General features: G+C 71.5%; 18 protein-coding genes. 5 read left to right on the top strand and 13 right to left on the bottom strand.

Annotated features, from left to right (window positions below; genetic code table 11):
• Positions 1-139: 139 nt before the first annotated feature.
• The 10 genes from murG to mraZ all read right to left on the bottom strand — a co-directional run bounded on the left by murG (position 140) and on the right by mraZ (position 11,976).
• On the bottom strand, positions 140-1,246 hold the full coding sequence (gene murG / locus ID554_RS24030; RefSeq protein WP_117227066.1) for an undecaprenyldiphospho-muramoylpentapeptide beta-N-acetylglucosaminyltransferase: 1,107 nt from the start codon (positions 1,244-1,246) through the stop codon (positions 140-142).
• A complete protein-coding gene (locus tag ID554_RS24025) occupies positions 1,246-2,664 on the bottom strand; it encodes an FtsW/RodA/SpoVE family cell cycle protein (protein WP_117227210.1) in 1,419 nt (472 codons plus the stop codon). The genes murG and ID554_RS24025 overlap by 1 nt, the downstream gene beginning before the upstream one ends.
• Positions 2,665-2,843: 179 nt before the next feature.
• Positions 2,844-2,978, bottom strand: coding sequence for a hypothetical protein (locus tag ID554_RS32530; RefSeq protein WP_263407304.1), 135 nt, complete (start codon positions 2,976-2,978; stop codon positions 2,844-2,846).
• 133 nt (positions 2,979-3,111) lie between these two features.
• Positions 3,112-4,245 (bottom strand): phospho-N-acetylmuramoyl-pentapeptide-transferase, encoded by a 1,134-nt coding sequence (gene mraY / locus ID554_RS24020; protein ID WP_117227064.1) that lies wholly within the window; start codon positions 4,243-4,245, stop codon positions 3,112-3,114.
• Positions 4,242-5,648, bottom strand: a complete 1,407-nt coding sequence (locus ID554_RS24015; protein WP_117227063.1) for a UDP-N-acetylmuramoyl-tripeptide--D-alanyl-D-alanine ligase — start codon at positions 5,646-5,648, stop codon at positions 4,242-4,244. The genes mraY and ID554_RS24015 overlap by 4 nt, the downstream gene beginning before the upstream one ends.
• A complete protein-coding gene (locus ID554_RS24010; RefSeq protein WP_117227062.1) occupies positions 5,645-7,204 on the bottom strand; it encodes a UDP-N-acetylmuramoyl-L-alanyl-D-glutamate--2,6-diaminopimelate ligase in 1,560 nt (519 codons plus the stop codon). The genes ID554_RS24015 and ID554_RS24010 overlap by 4 nt, the downstream gene beginning before the upstream one ends.
• Positions 7,205-7,428: 224 nt before the next feature.
• Complete coding sequence (locus tag ID554_RS24005; protein ID WP_117227061.1) at positions 7,429-9,624, bottom strand: peptidoglycan D,D-transpeptidase FtsI family protein; 2,196 nt, start codon at positions 9,622-9,624, stop codon at positions 7,429-7,431.
• A 3-nt stretch (positions 9,625-9,627) separates the two neighbouring features.
• On the bottom strand, positions 9,628-10,236 hold the full coding sequence (locus ID554_RS24000) for a septum formation initiator family protein (RefSeq protein WP_117227060.1): 609 nt from the start codon (positions 10,234-10,236) through the stop codon (positions 9,628-9,630).
• Positions 10,233-11,336, bottom strand: coding sequence for a 16S rRNA (cytosine(1402)-N(4))-methyltransferase RsmH (rsmH, locus tag ID554_RS23995; protein WP_117227059.1), 1,104 nt, complete (start codon positions 11,334-11,336; stop codon positions 10,233-10,235). Before rsmH ends, ID554_RS24000 begins: the two co-directional genes overlap by 4 nt.
• Positions 11,337-11,544: 208 nt before the next feature.
• The gene (mraZ, locus tag ID554_RS23990) at positions 11,545-11,976 is read right to left on the bottom strand and encodes a division/cell wall cluster transcriptional repressor MraZ (RefSeq protein WP_117227058.1); all 432 of its coding nucleotides are present in this window, start codon (positions 11,974-11,976) and stop codon (positions 11,545-11,547) included.
• Positions 11,977-12,330: 354 nt separating this feature from the next.
• Here mraZ and ID554_RS23985 point away from each other — a divergent pair, with 354 nt between their 5' ends.
• Genes ID554_RS23985 through ID554_RS23975 form a run of 3 tightly spaced genes read left to right on the top strand, consistent with a single transcriptional unit; the run spans position 12,331 to position 14,997 of the window.
• The gene (locus tag ID554_RS23985; RefSeq protein WP_117227209.1) at positions 12,331-13,578 is read left to right on the top strand and encodes a MurT ligase domain-containing protein; all 1,248 of its coding nucleotides are present in this window, start codon (positions 12,331-12,333) and stop codon (positions 13,576-13,578) included.
• Positions 13,568-14,287 carry a type 1 glutamine amidotransferase gene (locus ID554_RS23980; protein ID WP_117227057.1) on the top strand — a complete coding sequence of 240 codons (720 nt, stop codon included), beginning with the start codon at positions 13,568-13,570 and terminating at the stop codon, positions 14,285-14,287. The genes ID554_RS23985 and ID554_RS23980 overlap by 11 nt, the downstream gene beginning before the upstream one ends.
• Positions 14,284-14,997, top strand: a complete 714-nt coding sequence (locus ID554_RS23975; RefSeq protein WP_117227056.1) for a TVP38/TMEM64 family protein — start codon at positions 14,284-14,286, stop codon at positions 14,995-14,997. Before ID554_RS23980 ends, ID554_RS23975 begins: the two co-directional genes overlap by 4 nt.
• A 196-nt stretch (positions 14,998-15,193) precedes the next feature.
• Here ID554_RS23975 and ID554_RS23970 read toward each other — a convergent pair whose 3' ends face one another.
• Together ID554_RS23970 and ID554_RS23965 are read right to left on the bottom strand one after the other, a co-directional pair.
• On the bottom strand, positions 15,194-16,354 hold the full coding sequence (locus ID554_RS23970; protein ID WP_117227055.1) for a helix-turn-helix domain-containing protein: 1,161 nt from the start codon (positions 16,352-16,354) through the stop codon (positions 15,194-15,196).
• Positions 16,338-16,511 carry a hypothetical protein gene (locus ID554_RS23965; protein ID WP_191088620.1) on the bottom strand — a complete coding sequence of 58 codons (174 nt, stop codon included), beginning with the start codon at positions 16,509-16,511 and terminating at the stop codon, positions 16,338-16,340. The genes ID554_RS23970 and ID554_RS23965 overlap by 17 nt, the downstream gene beginning before the upstream one ends.
• Before the next feature lie 183 nt (positions 16,512-16,694).
• Between ID554_RS23965 and ID554_RS23960 the strand changes: the two genes are divergently transcribed.
• Both ID554_RS23960 and ID554_RS23955 read left to right on the top strand, forming a co-directional pair.
• Positions 16,695-18,080, top strand: coding sequence for a hypothetical protein (locus ID554_RS23960; protein ID WP_147333406.1), 1,386 nt, complete (start codon positions 16,695-16,697; stop codon positions 18,078-18,080).
• Between the two features lie 40 nt (positions 18,081-18,120).
• Entirely contained in the window at positions 18,121-18,624 is a 504-nt protein-coding gene (locus ID554_RS23955) for an NUDIX domain-containing protein (protein WP_117227053.1), read from the top strand.
• Between the two features lie 59 nt (positions 18,625-18,683).
• Here ID554_RS23955 and leuS read toward each other — a convergent pair whose 3' ends face one another.
• The gene (leuS, locus tag ID554_RS23950) at positions 18,684-21,518 is read right to left on the bottom strand and encodes a leucine--tRNA ligase (RefSeq protein ID WP_117227052.1); all 2,835 of its coding nucleotides are present in this window, start codon (positions 21,516-21,518) and stop codon (positions 18,684-18,686) included.
• Positions 21,519-21,608: the final 90 nt, after the last annotated feature.

Below are 21,608 nucleotides of genomic sequence, written 5' to 3'. Positions count from 1 at the left end.
GCGACTGCGGGGCTCGCAACCCCGGCTCACTCCTCGCGCTCACCGGAGCCAACCTTTCGTTCGCGACTGCGGGGCTCGCAACCCCGGCTCACTCCTCGCGCTCACCGGAGCCAACCTCTCACTGGGGAATCCGGTCCGATCACCGGTTCACCGCTTCGTAGACGAAGTTCAGCAGCGCCTCGTCGCCGTCCCGCCGGCCGTACGCGGCGGCGGCGTTACTCATCGCGTGCAGCCGCTGCGGGTCGCGGACCAGCGGGATCACGGTCCGCTCCAACCAGTCCGGGGTCAGCTCCCCGTCGTCGACCAGCAACCCGCCACCGGCCTCCACCACCGGCAGCGCGTTGCGCTTCTGCTCCTGGTTGCTGTGCGGGTAGGGCACGTAGATGGTCGGCAGTCCGATCGCGGCGACCTCGGCACACGTCATCGCCCCGCCCCGGCTGAGCATCAGGTCTGCGGCGGCGTAACCGGCATCCATGTCGGACAGGTACGGCAGGGTCACGTACGGCACCGGCAGGTCGGTGGGTACCGACACCGGCTCGTTGCGGGCACCCATCACGTGCAGCACCTGGATGCCGTTGCGGGCCAGTTCCTTGGCCGCGCCGGCCACCGCGAGGTTGATCGACCGGGCGCCCTGCGAGCCACCGGCGACGAAGAGCACCGGCAGGTCGGGGCGGAGCCCGAAGTGGGCGCGGGCGGCGTTGCGCATGGCGGCCCGGTCCAGCCCGGCGATGGCCCGGCGCAACGGCACCCCGACCACCCGGGCGTCCCGCAGCGCCTCGGCCTGGGCCGGCTGGTGCGGGAAGCCGACCGCCACGTGCTTGGTGAACTTCATGCCCAGCCGGTTGGCCACCCCCGGCGGCACGTTCACCTCATGGATCACGATGGGCAGTTCCCGTCGCCACGCGGCCAGGTACGCCGGCACCGACACGTACCCGCCGAAGCCGACCACCGCGTCGGCGCGCACCTCCTCGATCACCTTGCCGGCGGCGCGGGCCGCGGTCCACATCCGGCCCGGGGTGCGGACCAGGTTCATGTTGACCGAGCGGGGCAGCTGGTAGGCCGGGATGTTGCGCAGGTCGTAGCCGGCCGGCGGGATCAGCTCGTTCTCCAGGCCCTTGGGTGTGCCGAGGCAGGTGATCCGGACGCCGGGGTCGTGTCGGCGCAGGCAGTCGGCGAAGGCGAGCAGCGGGTAGATGTGCCCCCCGGTGCCACCTCCTGCGAGCACCACCGAACGCAGCGGACCCATCAACGTCTCCTCTCGTCCGCCGACCCGCCCCGGCCCCGGCCCTCCCGGGTGCCACGCGGTGCGGCCTGGTCGTCCCTGCGCCGCTTGCGTGCCTGGGGTACGGACCCACGGGCAGCCGCCGGCGCCGCCGCGCGGCGGCGTCTGCCGGGAAGCGGCGGTAACGGAGCCCACACTAGTCGGACCCACCGGGCCGGCGGACGGGCATGCAGTGCCCGGGCCGCATCGGGTTCCGCCCGGGCGAACGAGGCCAGCATGCCGACCGCCGCGAGCGTGACGACCAGGGCGCTGCCCCCGTCGGAGATGAACGGCAGCGGCACGCCGGTCAGCGGCAGCAGGCCGATCACACCGCCCATGTTGATGAACGCCTGACCGACCAGCCACGCGGTGGCCCCGGCGGCGGCGAGGCGGCGGAACGGGTCGTCCACCCGCCGGGCGATCCGCAGGCCGGTGTAGGCGAGCACGGCGAACAGCACGACCACCACCGTGCAGCCGACCACACCGAGTTCCTCGGCGATGACCGCGAAGATGAAGTCGTTCTCCGCCGCCGGCAACCAGGCCCACTTGGTAAGCCCCTGCCCCAGCCCGGTGCCGAACCATCCGCCGTTGGCGATGGCGTACCGGGCCTGGATCATCTGATAGCAGAGGTCGTTGCGGCAGTCGTCCAGCGGCGGCGGGTTGAAGAAGACGGTGAGCCGGGCCAGCCGGTAGTTCTCCTCGCCCCGTACGCCGGAGCCGGCGCCGAGCGAGGCCACCGCGACCAGCAGGCCGATGCCGGCCAGACCGATCGCGCTCAGCGCGGCGAAGATCCGCAACCGCACCCCGGCCGCCCAGAGCAGACCGACCACCAGGGCCAGCAGGCTCAGCATGCTGCCCAGGTCGTTGTAGCCGACCAGGACGAACATCAGGGCCACCACCGGGAACAGCGGGGTGGCCAGTTCCCGCCACCAGCCCAGCGCCGCGCCCTTGCGGGCCAGCACGTACGCCCCCCACAGCACCAGGGCGAACTTCGCCAGCTCGGAGGGTTGCAGGCCGAACCCGAACACGTACAGCCAGAGCAGGTCGGCCTCCAGCGGACCGATCCGGGCCTCGCCGTCGGTCAGCCGCCCGTACGCCTCCAGCAGGTTCAGCAGCACCAGCAGTCCCACCGAGACGGCCAACGCCGGACTACCCAGCGACCGGTAGGTGCTGGCGGGCAGCCGTTGGCAGGCCCAGAACACCACGATGCCGATCACCGCGAAGATCGCCTGCCTGGTCAGCGACGTGGAGGCGCTCCCGCCCTGCGCGTAGTCGCGCACGCTGGTTGCCGAGAAGACCATGGTCAGGCCGATCAGCAGCAGCAGCCCGGCGCTGGCGAGCAGCAGGTGGTAGGAGGCGAGTGGCCGGGACAGCAGGCCGCGCAGCGCGGCCAGCCCGCCCATCGCGTCCAGGCCCCGCCACGGCGCACCACCCGGTGCCTCGCCGGGCGCACCCGACCCACCGGTACGACCGGTACCCGCTCCGGTGGTCGCGGCCGCGCGCGTACCGCCGGTCGTTCCCGATCCGCCGGGGCGCGCCGCGTCGCCGGTCCCGACCGCCACGGACGTACCACCGGCAGCCCCTACCCGGGACGACCGCCGAGCAGGCCGCGCGCCGTCGTCTTCTCGTGCCTCCCCCACAACGCCATCATCGCCGCTCGGGGGACCTGACACCGGCGGTACCGGCCGGTCGGCGTGTCGAACTTGCGTTCAGCCACGATCCGCCGCACCCCGATCACCCTCCGACACCCCCGCCCAGCCCTCGCGATCATGGAGTTGCGGCTGACGATCAATCCCGGTACAGGGCTTTCGTCCATGCCGTGACTCCATGATCGCCGAGCAGGGTGGGGGTCAGCCCATGTTGGCCAGGAAGTCGCTGTAGAAGAGGCCGAGGGCGATGGCCACGCCTATGCCGGCGATGATCCAGAACCGGACCACGATGTTGACCTCGCTCCAGCCGGCGAGCTCGAAGTGGTGTTGCAGCGGCGACATCCGGAACACCCGCTTGCCCGTGGTCTTGAAGGAGATGATCTGGATCACCACGGACATCGTGATGATCACAAACAGGCCACCGATGATCGGGAGCAGCAGCACCGTCCGGGTGGACATCGCCATGCCGGCGATCAGGCCGCCCAGGCCGAGCGCCCCGGTGTCCCCCATGAAGATCCGGGCCGGTGAGGTGTTCCACCAGAGGAAGCCGACGCAGGCGCCGGCGGCGGCGCCGGCGATCAACGCGATCTCCAGCGGATCCCGGACCGCGTAGCAGTAGTTGTTCGGGTTGGCGGTGTACGACGGGTCGGCGCACCAGTGCCGGTACTGCCAGAACGCGATCACCGCGTACGCGCCGAGCACCATCACCGAGGCGCCGGTGGCCAGGCCGTCGAGGCCGTCGGTGAGGTTGACGCCGTTGGTCGCCGCCATCACCACGAAGATGAAGATGATCACCGCGCCGATCTTGGTCACGTCCAGCGCCGGGATGTCCCGGATGAAGCTGAGCGTGGTGCTGCCGACCGTCTCGGTGTTGGTCACCTCGCCGCTGGAATCGGTCATCGTGGACGGGAAGTAGAGCGCGACGACCCCGAACACCGCACCGACGAGGATCTGGCCGAGCAGCTTGCCCCGGGCGCTCAGCCCGCCGCTGTGCCGCTTGCGCACCTTGAGGAAGTCGTCGACGAAACCCACCGCGCCGGAGAAGACCATCAGACCGAGCAGCACCAACGCGGTGATGGTCGGCTCGACCTGGGCGATCTGCGCGTCCGGCAGGGTGGTCAGGGCCAGGTGGCCGGCCACGTACGCGATCACGGTGGCCAGGATGAACACCACCCCGCCCATCGTCGGGGTGCCTTTCTTGCCCTGGTGCATCTGCGGGCCCTCGGCCCGGATCGGCTGACCGGCCTTCAGTCGGGTGAACACCTTGATCGCGATCGGGGTGCAGAACAGCGAGACGAGGAAGGCCACCCCGATGGCCACGATGACCGCTCTCACGAAGCGTCACCCTCGCCGTCTGCGGCCGCATCGACGCGCAGCGCGTCGGCCACCTCCCAGGTCCGGTACCGGGAGCCCTTCACCAGGACGACGTCGCCCGGCCGTAGCTCGCTGCGCAGCACCTCGACGGCCGCTGCCTGATCGGTGAGCAGCACCGACTCTCCTCCCCAGTCACCTACCGATGTCGCCCCGTGGTGAATCGGCGCCGCGGCCTGGCCGACCACCAGCAGCCGGGCGACGCCCAGCTCGGCCGCGAGACGGCCCATGTCGGCGTGCCCCTGCGTCTCGAAGTCACCCAGTTCGGCCATGTAGCCGAGCACCGCGACGGTACGCCTCCCGCTGCCGATGCCGGCGAGCGCACGCAGCGCCACCGCCATCGACGCCGGATTGGCGTTGTACGAGTCGTCGATCACGGTCACCCCGTCGGTGCGTTCGAAGACGTCCATCCGACGGGTCGAGACCAGCCCGAGCGCGCCCAGCGCGACGGCCAGCTCGGTCAGCGGCATGCCCAGTTCCCGGGCCACCGCCGCGGCGGCCAGGCTGTTGGAGACCTGGTGGCGTCCGGTGAGCCCGAGCCGCACCGGCGCGCTGCCCTCCGGCGTCACCAGGGTGTACGCCGGCCGCCCGCGCTCGTCCAGCGTCACGTCCTCGGCCCGGATGTCGGCGTGCGCCGCCTCGCCGTGGCGGATCACCCGGGCCACCGTCCGGGTCGCCATCGCGTCGACCAGCGGGTCGTCGGCGTTGAGCACCGCCAGGCCGTCCGCCGGCAGCGCCTCCACCAGTTCGCCCTTGGCCACCGCGATGTTCTCCTGGGAGCCGAACTCGCCGATGTGCGACACCCCGACGTTGAGCACCACGGAGATGCGCGGCGGTGCCACCTCGCAGAGGTAGCGCACGTGACCGATGCCCCGCGCGCCCTTCTCCATCACCAGGAAGCGTGTGACCGGTCCGGCCTGCAACGCCGTGTACGGGTGCCCCAGCTCGTTGTTGAACGAGCCGGGCGGGGCCACCGTCTCGCCGAGGCGGGCGGTGAGCTGGGCGATCAGGTCCTTGGTGGTGGTCTTGCCGGAGGAACCGGTCAGCCCGATCACGGTCAGCTCGGGCAGCCGGTCCACCACCGCCCGGGCCAGCCGGCCCATCGCGGTCAACGCGTCGGCGACCAGGACCATTGGCACTCCGGGCACCTCGCGGGTGCCCAGCACCGCCACCGCACCGTCGGCCACGGCCGCCGCCGCGTAGTCGTGCCCGTCGACCTTCTCGCCGTCGAACGCGACGAACAGCCCACCGGCGGTCACCTTGCGCGAGTCGAACTCGACGCTGCCGGTGACCCGTGCGGCCGGGTCGGCGGCGACCAGCCGCCCGTCGGCGGCTGAGGCGACCTCGGCCAGGCTGAGCGCGATCACCGCTGATCCTCCAGGTCACCGAAGCGGGCCCGCAGCGCGTCGGCGAGTTCCGTCCGGTCGTCGAACGGGTACGTCTCGCCGGCGATCTCCTGGCCACGCTCGTGGCCCTTGCCCAGCAGCGCCACCACGTCCTGCGGTGCGGCCATCCGGACCGCCTCGTCGATCGCCACGCGCCGCCCGGCCACCTCGATGATCCGGGCCGCCGTGCCGGCCTGATAGGCGCCGGCGAGCACCTCGGCGCGGATCGCCGACGGCTCCTCGGTACGCGGGTTGTCGTCGGTCACCACGACCACGTCGGCTCCCTCCGCGGCAGCGGCGCCCATCAGGGGCCGTTTGCCCCGGTCCCGGTCGCCGCCCGCACCGATCACACAGATCAGCCGGCCGGCGCTGAGTTCGCGCAGTGCGGCCAGCGCGGCCACCACGGCGTCGGTCTTGTGCGCGTAGTCGACCACCCCGCGTACCCCGCCGGCCACGCCCACCGACTCCAGGCGCCCGGGTACGCCACCGCAGGCGGCCACCCCCTCGGCGGCGGTCGCCGGGTCGACACCGGCAGCGACCAGGGCGGCGACGGCCAGCAGGGCGTTCGCCACGTTGTGCCGGCCGGGCAGCGCCACCCCGGCGGGCAGCGTCAAGCCGTCCGGGCCGTGCACGGTGAAGCGCTGGGCGTACCCGTCGCCGTCGACCTTGCCGGCCCACCAGGTGGCGGCCGGGTCGCCGGCCGCCGAGTAGCTGACGGTGGCCGGCGTGAAGAGGGGTTCCAGCGCCGGGTCGTCGCGGTTGAGCACCTCGACAGCGCAGCGGCCGTCGAACAGGCGCGCCTTGGCCGCGAAGTAGTCCTCCGCGTCGGCGTGGAAGTCCAGGTGGTCGGAGCCGAAGTTGGTCCAGCCGCCCACGCTGAACCGCACCCCGCCGACCCGGCCCATCGCCAGGGCATGGCTGGAGACCTCCATGACCACCGCGGTGACGCCCCGCTCGCGGGCGGCGGCGAGCATCGCGTGCAGGTCGGTGGCCTCCGGCGTGGTCCGCACGCTGTCCACGACGAGGTCGCCCAGGCGCGTCTCGACGGTGCCGATCAGGCCGGTGGTGTGGCCGGCGGCGCGCAACCCGGACTCGACGAGGTAGGCGGTGGAGGTCTTCCCGGCGGTGCCGGTCACCCCGATCATCAGCAGGTGCGCGGTCGGGTCGCCGTAGACCGTCGAGGCGACCGGGCCGAGCGCCGCACGTGGGTCGTCGACCACCAGGACCGGCAGCCCGGTGCCGGCGGCCGACTCGGCACCGGCCGGGTCGGTCAGCACGGCGACCGCACCGGCCTGCGCCGCACCGGCGGCGAACTCCGCGCCGTGCCGGCGCGCGCCGGGCAGGGCCGCGTACAGGTCGCCGGGTCGAACCTCCCCGCTGGCATGGGTCACCCCGGTCACAGGCGGATCGACGCTGGTAGAGGGCGCCACGGCGAGCCGGGCGGCTAGGTCACCGAGCCGGATTCCGGTCACGGTACGGGGACGAGGATTGCCGCGCACGGCGTCAGACCCTACCCGGTCGCCCGGTCCCGGCCGCACGGCGCGCCTGAATCTCCGCCGCACGGAGTCGAACCGCAGGTGGCTGCGGGTGGGCGCGGCACCGCACACACCCGGGCGGCACGCCGGGGCGCTCTGCGGTGGCCGGGTGTCGGGGGCGACGTCCCGGGATTCGCCCGAAAGACACTGCGGCGAATGTGCGTACGTCAATTCCTCGGGTCAGGCGATGATGTGTCCGGTGACCCGAGGAATGACGCCGATGACAGTTACGGGAATACGGTGAACTTCGGCGCCGGATCGCTCGACGGTGGCACCCGAAAATGCCGCAGCGCGAAGGTCATCATTTCCTTGAACGCCGGCGCCGAGACCTGGCCACCGCCGCCACTCGGGCTGTGCACGAACACCGCGATCACGTACTTCGGGTCGTCCGCCGGCGCCATCCCGATGAACGAGGCGACCTCGCCGGGCTGTTTCTTGCCCTCGACCAGGCGCCACCCGGTGCCGGTCTTGCCCGCCACCCGGTATCCGGGCACCGCCGCCGCCAGTCCGGTGGCGTTGTCCACCGTGGTGACCGCCTCCATCATCGTCCGCAGCGCGGCGGCGTTGTCCGGGCTGAGCACCTGGCGGGTCACCGGCTCCTCGGCCGGGGTCCGCGTCCCGTCCGGCCCGATCGTCGCCTTGACCAGCCTCGGCTGCACGTACGTGCCGTCGTTGGCGATGGCGGCGTACACGGCGGCCATCTGCAACGGGGTGGCGTCCACGCTGTGCCCGATCGGCACCGAGCCGTGCGACGACTCGCTCCACTCCGGTACCGGCAGCAGTCGACCGCTCGCCTCGCCGGGCATCCCGACACCGGTCGGCTTGCCGAGCCCGAACCGCTGCTGGTAGTCGAGCAGCCGCTCCGGGCCGACCTGGTCGGCGATCTGGATGGTGCCGACGTTGGACGAGTGGGCCATCATCCCGGCCACGCTCATCCGCTTCCCGTTCGCCGGGAACGTGTCCCGGAACCAGGTGTCGCCCTTGCGGATTCCGTTGGCGACCGGGAAGACGGTGTCCGGGGTGATCACGCCTTCCTGTAACGCCGCCCCGAACGTGATCGCCTTGTGCACCGAACCCGGGTCGACGACGAAACTGGTGGCCGCGTCCTCCCGGTCGGTGGGGTCACTCGCCTGTGGTTTCGCCGCGTTGTAGGTGGGATGGCTGGCCTGGGCCAGCACCTCACCGGTACGCGCGTCCACTACCACTGCGGCACCCGTGCTGCCCTGCACCGCCGCCATCCGCTCGCTGAGGATCCGCTGCACCGTGTACTGCAGGTCCCGGTCGATGGTGAGCACGATCGAGCTGCCCGGCTTGGCCTTGGTGGTGCGGCTGTAGCCGCCGGGGATGGGCGCGGCCAGGGCGCCCAGGCCGATCTCGAAGACACGCTGACCGTCCTCGCCGTGCAGCAGGTCGTCGTAGCGCGCCTCCAGGCCCTCCAACCCGACCATGTCCAGGCTGGTGAAACCGATCAGGTTGGCGGCCAGGTCGCCGCCGGGGACCTCACGCCGCTCGTCCCGGCCGGCGGCGATGCCGGGCAGCCCCAGCTCCATGATCTCCCGCGCCCGGGCCACGGTGACCCCGCGCGCCAGGTACTCGAACTGCGAGTCGTCGCCGTTGATCCGCTTGCGGGGCTGCATCTTCTCGGCCAGTTCCGAGGCCGGCAGGCCGAGAAGCGGGGAGAGCGTCTGCGCGGTCGCCGCGATGTCCTTGATCCGGGTCGGATCGGCGTACACGTACCGCGCCTCGACGCTGTGTGCCAGGGCGGCGCCGTCCCGGTCCAGGATCGCCCCGCGCGGCGCGGGCAACGGCACGGTCCGCAGCCGCTCGGCCAGGCCGCCGTCGGCGTACGCCGGAGTGTCGACTGCCTGGAGCACGACGAGCCGCACGCCGATGGCGACGAAGAGGGCCAGCGCCAGTGCGGTGCCCAACCGCAGTCGGCGGCCGGGGTCGGCGAGCCGGGGCGGACGCGGCGTCTTGCGGGACGGCCGGCGCGCGGCCGGGCGGTCGCCCCGGCGCGGCTCCCGGCCGCCGACGCGACGCCGGGGCGTCGCGGCCGGCGCCGCATCCCGTGAGGTGCGGTCGGTGACGGTACGGACCACGGTGGTCCGGCCGGCGGTGGACTCCCGCCGGGCTGCGGCACCCGAGCGGGCCCCGGTCCGGGTGGCGGCGGACCGTCCACCGTCGAGTACCTGCAACGCCGGCCGGAACGGGTCCTGGGTCCGGCTGGTACGCGGATCGCGCCGCTGCTCGGCCCGACCGCCGCCGTCGCGGACGGTGCGACCTCGGGGGGTGTACGCGCGGGCGTCGGAGATGCCGCCGATACCCGGCTCAGCACCGCGCTCGCCCGACACGCCCCCATTGCGGGAAGAACCGCGCCGGGAGCCTGTGGCGTCCCGGCGCGGTTCGTCTGATCTTGAGGGCACGGCCTACCCCTCCGAGCTCTGCTGGCTGGTGATCGACACCTGCCCGCCGGCCGGCTGCGGCACACCGATGATCTTGCCGTCCGGCAGCCGGATGTACGCCAGCTCACCCGACTCGACCAGTCCCAGGCGGCGGGCCTGGGCGGTCAGATTGCCCGGCGACTCCGACTCGGCGATCTGCTTGGTCAGCTGCTGCTGCTCCACATTGAGCTTGGCCTGCTCCTGCTGGAGTTCGTCGAGCCGGAACGCGTTCTCGTTGATCTTCGTGTTGACGGCCAGGATGCCGAGTACCCCGCCGACGACGAGCACCACCACGAGCGCCGCGAACGGCGCCCGGGGCACCCGCACCGGCGGCGGCGGGGCGACCCGCAGCCGCGGCGACTCGGTCCGCTCCGGCTTGCCGGCCGTGGCCCGCTCCACCGGACGCAGTGCGGCGCTGCCCTGGACGGGAAACTCGCGCGCCCCCCGGGCGCGAGTGTCGTCCAGCCGGCTCACCCGATCCTGCCGCCGGGTGTCGTTCCCGGCCGCTCGGGTCCGCTCCGCCGCGATCCGGCCCCCCGACCGCGGTGTGCGCTGCCCGACGCCGGCGACGTCCCGGCGCTTGCTCACATTCATATTCCCTCCCCCTCTTCGTCCGTTTCCCCCGGCGTCCGCCGCGGTCCCCTTCGGGCTTCCGCGGTCGACCCTGTCCCCGGTTGGTGCATCGCCTTGACCCGGCGCCGGTACCGTTCGCGGTCGGTACGCCCCTGGTGCCGGGCCTGCGGGTCGATCCGTTCCGCCGCCCGCAGCCGCACCGATGCGGCGCGCGGGTTGGCGGCGACCTCCCTCTCCCCGGGCAGCTCCGCGCCCCGGCTGAGTAGCCGGAACGTCGGCTCCGACCCGGGCAGTTCGACCGGGAGGTCGACCGGGCCCGTACTGCGGACCCGGTCGGCGAGCGCCTGCTTGGTAAGCCTGTCCTCCAACGAGTGGTAGGACAGGACCACCATGCGACCGCCGACGGAAAGCGTGTCCAGAGCGGCCGGCAGCGCCGTCTCCAGCGCTGCCAGTTCTCTGTTTACCTCGATCCGTAAAGCCTGAAACGTTCTCTTTGCCGGGTGTCCCCCGGTTCGCCGGGCCGGCGCCGGGATCGACTCCCGCACCAACTCGGCCAGTCGCGCCGACGAGGTGATCCGGGCCCGCTCCCGTTCCCGGATGATCGCCGAGGCGATCCGGCCGGCGAACTTCTCCTCGCCGTACACCCGCAGCACCCGGGCCAGATCCGGATGCGAGTAGGTGTTGACCACCTCTTCGGCGGTCACCCCCCGGGTCTGGTCCATCCGCATGTCCAGCGGCGCGTCCTGTGCGTACGCGAACCCGCGGTCGGGCGCGTCGAGTTGCAGCGAGGAGACACCGAGGTCGAACAGCACACCGTCCACGGACGAGTAGCCCAGCCGGTCCAGCACCTCGGGCAACTCGTCGTAGACCGCGTGTTCCAGATGGACACGATCGGTGAACCGGGCCAGCCGTACCCGGGCGTGAGCGAGGGCCTCGGTGTCCCGGTCCAGGCCCACCAGGATCGTCTCCGGATGCGCCTGCAACACCGCTTCGGCGTGCCCGGCCAGGCCGAGCGTCGCGTCGACGTGGACCGTACGCCCGCCTCGACCCAGCGCGGGGGCGAGCAGCTCAAGACACCGCTCAAGCAGCACCGGCACGTGCGTGCCGCGTAGCTCCCCCATGTCGACCCCCACTGGTTGAACCGGTCTCGTTCCTGCGTCCTGCTCGTCGGACGACGCCGTGCCGTCGTACCGCCAGATCCCCATCCGCTCTCGATCCGTCCGCCGGGCCACGGCCCTGCGTGTGGATCGTGCGCCTGGCATCGGGGAAGGGATGCCAGGAACTCGAAAGCGGCTGGAGATCTCGCAGTACGTCGGGCGTCGCCACGCCCTACAGACCGCCTGGCAACACCCCCTCCTCGATGTCGGCGAAGTCGTCTTCGCTCTCGGCGAGGTAGGTCTCCCAGGCGACCTTGTCCCAGATCTCCACCCGGGTACTCGCGCCGATGACCACCAGGTCCCGGTCAAGCCCCGCGTAGCTGCGCAGGTGTGCCGGGATGGTGACCCGGCCCTGCTTGTCGGGCACTTCGTCGTGCGCGCTGGCAAAGAAGACCCGGCTGTAGGCCCGGGCCGCCTTGTGCGTCATCGGCTGCGCGCGCAACTGCTCCGCGATGTGCTGGAACTCAGGCGTCGGAAAGACGTAGAGGCAGCGCTCCTGCCCTTTGGTGATCACGACACCCCCCGCCAGCTCATCCCGGAACTTCGCCGGAAGGATCAACCGGCCTTTGTCGTCCAGGCGCGGAGTGTGGGTGCCGAGAAACATCGGCCCAACCCCCTCGCCCTTTAACGGCGTTCGCGCACCGTTGACCCCCCGGGCCGGTGGGCCCCTCCCGGCCCCACCAATGCGCCCCACTCTACTCCACTTCCCTCCACCCGCAACCAGAATCGACCGCGTGGCGCGCCGTTCCGAGCCACAAAACCGCACGTCAGCCGGGGTGGGGCAGAGTGGAGGGCGGCGGGGCGCCGGAGGCGGTCCGCTATCCGACATAGATCGACTCGGGCCGGGCCGGACACCCGCCGCCCCGTCCACCGACGAAGTGGACAGAACGGAACACCGTCGGCGGCGATCTGACGGGCCGTCTGGTCCGGTAACCTCGCTCGCGTGACGGACGCGAAGATGCCCCTGCGGGCGAAGGTGGCCAGCTCCGTGTCACGGACCGCCGCGGCCCTGTCGCGGGCTGCGGGCCGTGGCGACGGCTCGGTGATCGGTGGCTGGATCGGCCTCAAGATCGACCCCGACCTGCTGGCGCACCTCTCCGCCGGGCGGGCCATCGCGCTGATCTCGGGCACCAACGGCAAGACCACCACCACCCGGCTGGCCGCCGCCGCCGTCGGCGTGCTCGGCCGGGTTGCCACCAACTCCTTCGGCGCCAACATGCCGACCGGGCACACCTCCGCCCTGGCCAAGGCGGGCAGCACCCCGTACGCCGTGCTGGAGGTCGACGAGCACTACCTCGCGCAGGTGATCGAGGCGACCGATCCGCACGTGGTGGCGCTGCTCAACCTCTCCCGCGACCAGCTCGACCGGGCCAAGGAGGTCGCCATGATGGCGCAGCTCTGGCGCGCGGCCCTGGTCCGCCACCCGGACATCCGCATCGTGGCCAACGCCGACGACCCGATGGTGGTCTGGGCGGCCACCCCGCCGGCCGCCCACGACCAGCGGATCACGCCACCGCACGTCACCTGGTTCTCCGCCGGGCAGCGCTGGCACGACGACTCGTGGGTCTGCCCCGAGTGCGGCTCGACCATCCAGCGCTCCGGCGAGCAGTGGTGGTGCACGGGCTGCCCGCTGCGCCGGCCCCAGCCGCAGTGGACGGTCGACGACGAAGGCGTCCTCGACCCCACCGGCGCCTGGTACAAGGTGAAGCTCCAGCTCCCCGGCAAGGTCAACGTCGGCAACGCGGCCACCGCCCTGGCCGTCGCCGCCGAGTTCGGCGTACGCCCGTTCGACGCGGTCCCCCGCCTCGGCGACGTCACCTCGATCGCCGGACGGTACGCCCAGGTCGAGCGGGACGGCCGCCTGGTCCGGCTGCTGCTGGCGAAGAACCCGGCCAGTTGGCTGGAGGCGTTCGACATGGCCGACCACGCCCCGACACTGCTGTCCATCAACGCCCGCGACCCCGACGGGCTGGACACCTCCTGGCTCTTCGACGTGGACTTCGCCCCGCTGCGCGGGCGTCAGGTGCTCATCACCGGCGACCGGGCGTACGACCTGGCGGTCCGGTTGGACGTCAACGGCGTGCCGTTCCAGCACGTACGCACGTTCGACGACGCCGTCCGGGCGGTGCCGCCGGGACGGCTGGAGGTCATCGCGAACTACACCGCCTTCCAGGACATCCGAGCGGAGTTGGACCGTGTCAACTGAGACCCTGCGCATCGTCTGGATCTATCCCGACCTGCTGTCCACCTACGGCGACCGGGGCAACATGCTGATCCTGGCCCGGCGGGCACAGCAGCGCGGGTTCCCGATCGAGGTGCTGGAGGTCCGCTCCGACCAGCCGATGCCCACCACCGCTGACATCTACCTGATCGGCGGCGGCGAGGACGGTCCGCAGGCGCTCGGCGCCCAGCGGCTGCTCACCGACGGCGGCCTGCACCGGGCGGTCGCCCAGGGCTCGGTGGTGTTCGGCGTCTGCGCCGGATACCAGTTGCTCGGCACCTCCTTCTTCGCCAAGGGCACCCAGTACCGCGGCCTGGAACTGCTCGACCTCTCCTCCGACCGGGGCGAGACGCGGGCCGTGGGCGAGCTGGCCGGGGAGATCGACGCCCGGCTGGGCCTGCCCCCGCTGACCGGCTTCGAGAACCACGGCGGACGCACCCGCCTCGGTGCCGAGGTGTCCCCGCTGGCCCGGGTCACCGCCGGGGTCGGCAACGACGGCGCCACCGAGGGGGCGTGGCGCGGCAAGCTGCTCGGCACGTATTCGCACGGTCCCGCGCTGGCCCGCAACCCGGCCCTGGCCGACCTGCTGCTGCGCTGGGCCACCGGCGCGCAGCAACTCCCGCCGCTCGACGACACCTGGGCCGACCGGCTGCGGGCCGAACGCCAGGCCGCGGTGGCCGCCGCCCGGGCATGATCCCCGCCGTCCGGCGGCTGCTGCACCACTGGCGATCGGCGTACCCGGCCGCCACCAATCCGTCGGTCGTCCGGTTCAGCCTGCTGCTGCTCCTGATCGCCGGGTTCGGGGTGGCCCTGGTGCTGGTGCCGCACCCCGACCCGACGGCGCTGCCGCAGTTCGGCGACCGGCTGGGCGATCTCGCCCCGGTCGCCGGTGTCCTCGGCGGCGCGCTGCTGCTGGTGGCGCTGGTCCCCCGCACGTTCATCACGCTCGCCGCGGGCGCGGTCTTCGGTGCCCTGGAAGGGGCCGCGTACGCGCTGGGTGCCGCCCTGCTGGCAGCGGCGATCGGCTTCACCGTGGGCCGGGTGCTCGGGCGGGAGTTCGTCGCCGAACGGGTCCGGGGCCGGCTGGCCCGGCTGGACCGCTGGTTCACCCGGCAGAGCGTGCTCGGGGTGATCACCGTACGACTGCTGCCGATCTCCGGCTTCGGCCTGGTCAGCTACGGCTACGGCACCACCGGCGCGCGGATCCTGCCGTTCCTCGTCGGCAGCGTGATCGCCTCCGCCCCGACGGCGTTCGGCTACGCCGCGGTCGGGGCCGCCGTCACCAACCCCGGCGAGGTCAACTGGCTCGCCGCCACCCCCGCCGCGCTCGGCTTCATCGCCAGCGCGGTGCTGCTCACCCGCTGGTGGCACGCCGAACGCCGCCACCGCGCGGCACGGATGTAAGGAGGGGTCCCCTGCTAACGCCTCGTGCATAGCAGGGGGCCCCTGCTAACAACTCAGCAAGCGCGGTCGTGCCGCGTCCCCGCCCTCGCCGCATTGCGCTCCATGATCACGATCGATCCCGGATCGAGTGGCCTCGGTGCCGTCACGATCGATCCCGGATCGAGCACGGCATTGCCACGAGTCGCCGCACCCCGGGTCATCGGGTGAGGCCGACCAGCGTGGCCAGGCGCGCCACGCCGGCCGGTGCGGGCCGCCCACGGGCGATCTCGGCGAGGAGGGTACGCCCCGACGGCCGCACCCGAACCTCAGCCGGTGCCACACCATCCGCGTTCACCAGCATCCGCCCTGCCCCAGCCAGGTCACCGGCCAACAGGTAGGCGCGCGCGGCGTCCAGCAGATACGCACCCCGGTACTCGGCGGGCAGCCGCCGCCAACCGTCCCGTCGAATCACGACCTCGTGCCGACCGATCGCCTCCGCCGCGTCGCCGCCCTCGACCGCCGCCACCACCCGCGCCAACTCCACCGCGACCGGTCCGAAACACGTCCGATGCGGATCATCGCCGATGTCGAACAGGTCGGCGCACTCGCTCGCCCGGTTCATCAGGTCCCCGGCGTGGCGTACCTCGCCGCATGTGCCTGCGGCCAGAGCAGCTTGGAGCAACAGCGTCCCACCCACCGCCAGTTCTGCTGTCGAGCGGCCCGCCGTAAGCCGGTCGGCAGCGGCGATCGTCGCCGCCAGCGCCAGCCGTTCCCGACCTGCTGCCCGCAACGCCGACCCGATCGAGATGCTGGCGGCACCCGCCAACGTCCGATCACCTCCGGCCGCCGTCACCGCCCGGTCAGCGGCAAGCCAGGCCAGGTCGGCCTCCCCCAGTTTCACCAGCACCGAAGAGGCAAGCCGGTACATCTGCACCCGTACCTCCGGCGTCGCTGCCTGCGCGGCGTCCAGCATGCCCGGCAGCGCCCGCACCACCTGGGTATACCGCGCATGCTGGTACGTCAACCAGGCATACCCGAGCTGCCGACCCAGATCAACCGTCGCCGTGGGGCACTCCGGCACCTGGAACAGCCCGTACCGGGCCAACGCCGCCCGCACCCCGTCGAGGCCGTCCGGCGTCGTCCCGCCGGACGTCGATGGTGACTGCTGGCCGAGCAGCACCGCCGGATCGACCCGAAGCGCTTCGGCGATCTGCTGAATCACCGAGAACTTGTCCAGCGCACGGGCACCCCGTTCCACCTTGTCCACCCAACTCTTCGACTTGCCCAGCCGATCCGCGAGCGCCTGCTGCGTCATCCGCCGCCGGACCCGCCACTGCGCCATCCGCCGCCCAATCGGCAGCTCACTGCGGCCGGTCACGCCGCCACCGCCGATCCGGCACCGCTCGGGTGGTCTCCTCCACCGGAATCCGCTCGGCCTCGGCCTGGGCCAGAATCCGCCGCTTCGCGGCCTCCCGCTCAGCCGCCTCGACCTGCTCGCCCCGGCTCACCGCCGGCTCGCCACCTTGCTCCTGCATGTTGGGTCCTCCACCGACAGGGCGGATCAGAGTCTCCGCCGCCACCTCTGCAGTCAGCGAAGCCGCCCCATGGCTGGTGGGGCTAGATAGCAGGTCATGCGTGCAATTGCGCTGTTGCGCAAGGGTTGCGCGGGGTTGCGCGACACCATCCACCGTCACAGCGAGCCAATACCATCGCAACAGATGGTGAACGGCATGTACGGAGGCACGTCCATGGCGCGACCGATTACGAACACAGCCCTTGCGGCACTGCTGTCTGCTGCGGATTACAGCACCGCCCATGGTGCTTTCGCCCGGCAACTCAACCACGCAGGCCGTGGGCAGGGTGCCTGGCGGTACGACGCCGCCAGCGTCTACTGGTGGCTACGCGGCCGTCGACCCGTCGAGCACGTTCAAGTCGCGATGGCCGAGACACTCTCCCGAAAGCTCGGGCGTCCCGTCACTGTGTCGGAACTCGGATTCGTGACCACCCCTGAGCAGGTGAGCGGCACCTATCCGAGATTCGTCGAGCAGGCGATCGAAACCTCAGAACAAGTGTGGGCAAGACTCGCTAAGCAGATCAGCTGTGGCAACAGCGAGGGGTTCCACATCGGCATGGCGCTGCAAGCAGCGTTGGCTTGGCGATACGACCGGGCCGACGACTCTGTTGCCCACACCGGTAGGCAGCCGGTCACGAGTGCCGACGTTCAGTCGCTCTACACGCTCACCGAGCTTCTCGCCGACTTGGACCGCCGACACGGCGGCGGCTCCACGCATACGCGGACGATGATAGGTGAAATCCTGGTACGCCAGGTCAAGCCCATGCTTCGCGGTACCTACACCGATGACATCGGCCGTGGTCTCATGCGCGCGACCGCGACGCTCTCGGGCCAACTCGCATTCATGTCGTACGACGCCGGCCAACACGGCATCGCCCAGAGACACTTCACCCTTGCGCTACGGCTCGCTAAGGCCGCCGACGATCGTCTGTACGGCGCGCACCTCCTCGCAAATCTCGCCACGCAGGCCGTCTATCTGGGTTATGCGCAGGACGCCACGCGACTCGCTGAGGCAGCCATCGACGGCGCTGGCCGTGCACCTGCTTCGATCAGCGCCCGGCTCTACACGGCGTTGGCCAGTGCGTACAGCCGATTGGGGGACAAGCGTGCCTGCCAGACCGCGCTCGGCAGAGCCGAGCGCGCCATCGATCGAGCTAGCCCGGGTGAGGGCCCGCGATGGGTGGGATACTTCAGTCCGGCCCACTTCGCCGGAACGGCGATGAGATGCCTCAGCGATCTGCGCCTGTACCGGCAGGCGCTACGTCACGCACCCGCCGCGATCACCCTCGACCAGCACAACACGCGGACGAGGGCTCTCCACACCGCTCTGATCGCGATGACGCACGCGCACGCCGGAGACGTAGACGGCGCCTGCACATGGGGCAGCACGCTGGCGGCGCAGACCTTAACCGTACAGTCCGTCCGGGTCGCGCACCGTATCCGGGAACTCACCGCCGCGCTCGATCCCTATCAGGCTGTTCCTCAGGTAGCTGACCTGCTTCGTGGCCTTCCGAGAGCACAGCGCGGGTAGCCAGCGAACATGTAGTGACAGGTCGACTAGCGTCACTGGGGTGACCTGGACGGAACCCGCTATCTGGTACGCCGAGTTGCCAGCCTTCCATGCTGCCGCTGCTGCCTACATCACGGATCCGGTGGGAGACGTCCTGCTCGTCAAGCCCACATACCGCGACCACTGGGCATTCCCTGGTGGTTACGTGGAGGCGGAGGAGTATCCACACCAGGCGTGCGCACGCGAGCTGCACGAGGAGTTGGGCATCCCCATCACCCCGGGGAATCTCCTGGTGGTGGACTGGTCGCCTCCCACCGGCCCGCGACCCCGGGCGCTCGTACACTTCACCTTCGACGGCGGCATCCTCGCCGGGCTCGGTGAGATCCGTCTTTCTGCTCAGGAACTCGACGACGCCGCCTTCGTACCACCGGAGCGTGCGGCACGTCTTCTTCCCGCCAACGTGGCCCCACGGGTCCCCGCCGCAGCACGGGCTCGCACCGCACACGCGCCGGCATACCTTGCTGGTGGGCTCGGGTATCCGCCGAGCACACCGCTCGAATGTTAGGAAGGGTCCCCTGCTGTGCACGAGGCGTTAGCAGGGGACCCTTCCTTACACCAACAGCGTCAGGCGACGACGGACACCATCCGGCCGGCGATCACGATCACCTTGCGCGGCTCCCTGCCGGCCAGTGCGGCGGACACCGCAGCCAGCGCGGCGGACCGGACGTCGTCCTCGGCGGCGTCGGCCGGCACCTCGACCCGGCCCCGAACCTTGCCGTTGACCTGCACCGGGTACGTCACGGTCTCGGCGACCAGCAGCGCCGGGTCGGCGACCGGGAAGTCCGCGTACGTCAGCGAGGTCTGGTGGCCCAGCCGCCGCCACAGTTCCTCGGCGATGTGCGGGGCCAGCGGCGCCACCATCAGCACCAGCGGTTCGGCGACCTCGCGCGGGGTCGTCGCCAGCTTGGTCAGCGCGTTGGTCAGCTCGATCAGCTTGGCGATCGCGGTGTTGAACCGGATGTCCTCCATGTCGCCCCGGACGCCGTCGATCACCCGGTGCAGCAGCCGCCGGGTCTGTTCGTCGGCCGGTGCGTCGGTGACCCGCGACTCGCCGGTCTGCTCGTCGACGATCGCCCGCCACACCCGCTGCAGGAACCGGTACGAGCCGACCACCGCCCGGGTCTCCCACGGGCGGGACACCTCCAGCGGCCCCATCGACATCTCGTAGACCCGGAACGTGTCGGCGCCGTACGCGGCACACATCTCGTCCGGGGTGACGATGTTCTTCAGGGACTTGCCCATCTTGCCGTACTCGCGGTTGACCTGGACGTCGCCCAGGAACCAGCCGCCGTCGCGTTCGGCGACCTCCTCGGCCGGCACGTACGCGCCCCGGGCGTCGGTGTACGCGTACGCCTGGATGTAGCCCTGGTTGAACAGCTTGCGGAACGGCTCGAACGACGACACGTGACCCAGATCGAACAGCACCTTGTGCCAGAACCGGGCGTACAGCAGGTGCAGCACGGCGTGTTCGGCGCCGCCGACGTACAGGTCGACGCCGCCGCAGTCGCCCTCGCCACGCGGACCCATCCAGTACCGCTCGTTGTCCGCGTCAACGAACCGGTGGCCGTTGGTCGGGTCCACATAGCGCAGCTCGTACCAGCAGGAGCCGGCCCACTGCGGCATCACGTTGGTCTCCCGGGTGTACCGCTTCGGCCCGTCACCCAGGTCCAGCTCGACCTCGACCCAGTCGCGGCGGCGCGACAGCGGCGTCTCCGGGTCGCTGTCGGCGTCGTCGGCGTCGAAGGTGCGCGGCGAGAAGTCGTCCACCTCGGGCAGTTCGACCGGCAGCATCTCCTCGGGCAGCGCGATGGCGGCGCCGTCGGCGTCGTAGACGATCGGGAACGGCTCGCCCCAGTACCGCTGCCGGCTGAACAGCCAGTCCCGCAGCCGGTAGGTCACCGCGCCCTGACCGGCGCCGTCGGCCTCCAGCCAGGCGATGATCCGGGCCTTGGCGTCGGCGACCCCCAGCCCGTCCAGGTCCAGGCCGCGCTCAGGCGCGGCGCTGTTGATCGCCGGCCCCTCCCCGGTGTACGCCGTGCCGTCGAAGCCCTCCGGCGGCTGCACGGTACGCACGATCGGCAGCTCGAATACCTCGGCGAAGTCCCAGTCCCGCTCGTCCTGCGCGGGTACCGCCATGATCGCGCCGGTGCCGTAGCCGGCCAGCACGTAGTCGGCAATGAAGATCGGGATCTGCCCGCCGGTGACCGGGTTGGTGGCGTACGCGCCGATGAAGACGCCGGTCTTCTCCTTGGTGTCGGCCTGCCGCTCGACGTCGGTCTTGGCCGCGGCCGACTTGCGGTACGCCTCGACGGCGGCCCGGGGGCTGGCGTGCCCGCCGGTCCATGCGTCCCGGGTCCCCTCCGGCCAGGCCGCCGGCACCAGCGCGTCGACCAGTTCGTGCTCGGGGGCCAGCACCATGTAGGTCGCCCCGAAGACGGTGTCCGGACGGGTCGTGAACACCCGGATCGGCGCGGTGGAGGTCGGGAAGTCGATGTGCGCACCGGTGGACCGGCCGATCCAGTTGCGCTGCATCAGCTTGATCGGCTCGGGCCAGTCCAGCGTGTCCAGGTCGTCCAGCAGCCGGTCACCGTACGCGGTGATCCGCATCATCCACTGCTTCAGGTTGCGCTTGAAGACCGGGAAGTTGCCCCGCTCGGAGCGGCCGTCGGCGGTGACCTCCTCGTTGGCCAGCACCGTGCCCAGCCCGGGGCACCAGTTCACCGGCGCCTGCGACACGTACGCCAGGCGGTGGTCGTCGACGGTCCCACGACGCTCGGCGGGCGACAGCTCGGTCCACGGGCGGCCGTCCGGAGTAGTCCGGATGCCGGCGTCGAACTCGGTGATCAGCTCGCTGATCGGGCGGGCCCGACCGGCGTCCCGGTCGTACCAGGAGTTGAAGATCTGCAGGAAGATCCACTGTGTCCAGCGGTAGAAGTCGGTGTCGATGGTGGCCACCGAGCGCCGCTGGTCGTGGGCCAGACCCAGTCGCCGCAGCTGCTCCCGGTACCGCCCGATGTTGGCCTCGGTGGTCGTCCGGGGGTGGGTGCCGGTCTGCACCGCGTACTGCTCGGCGGGCAGGCCGAACGCGTCGAAGCCCATCGCGTGCAGCACGTTGCGACCGGCCATCCGCTGGTAGCGGGCGAAGCAGTCGGTGCCGATGTAGCCCAGCGGGTGCCCGACGTGCAGCCCCGCGCCGGACGGGTACGGGAACATGTCCAGCACGTACAGCTTCTCCGCGCCGGAGCGCGGGTGGGCCGGGTCGGCCAGCGGACCGGACGGGTTCGGCGCGTGGAAGCTGCCCTCACGTTCCCAGAAGTCCTGCCAGCGGCGCTCGATCTCGTCGGCCATGGCCGCGGTGTAGCGGAACGGTGGGGTGTCGTTGGCGGCTGCCTCGGTCATGGCCTTCTCCTCGCGTCGACCGGCGGGGTCTTCTCCGTGCTGGCTGGTCTCGTGTCTGGTGCTCGGCGGCCCGCCCCGGGCCCGGCGGCG

Source organism: Micromonospora craniellae (genome assembly GCF_014764405.1).
Classification (GTDB): Bacteria; Actinomycetota; Actinomycetes; order Mycobacteriales; family Micromonosporaceae; genus Micromonospora; species Micromonospora craniellae.
This window is presented reverse-complemented; position numbering and strand designations above follow the sequence as displayed.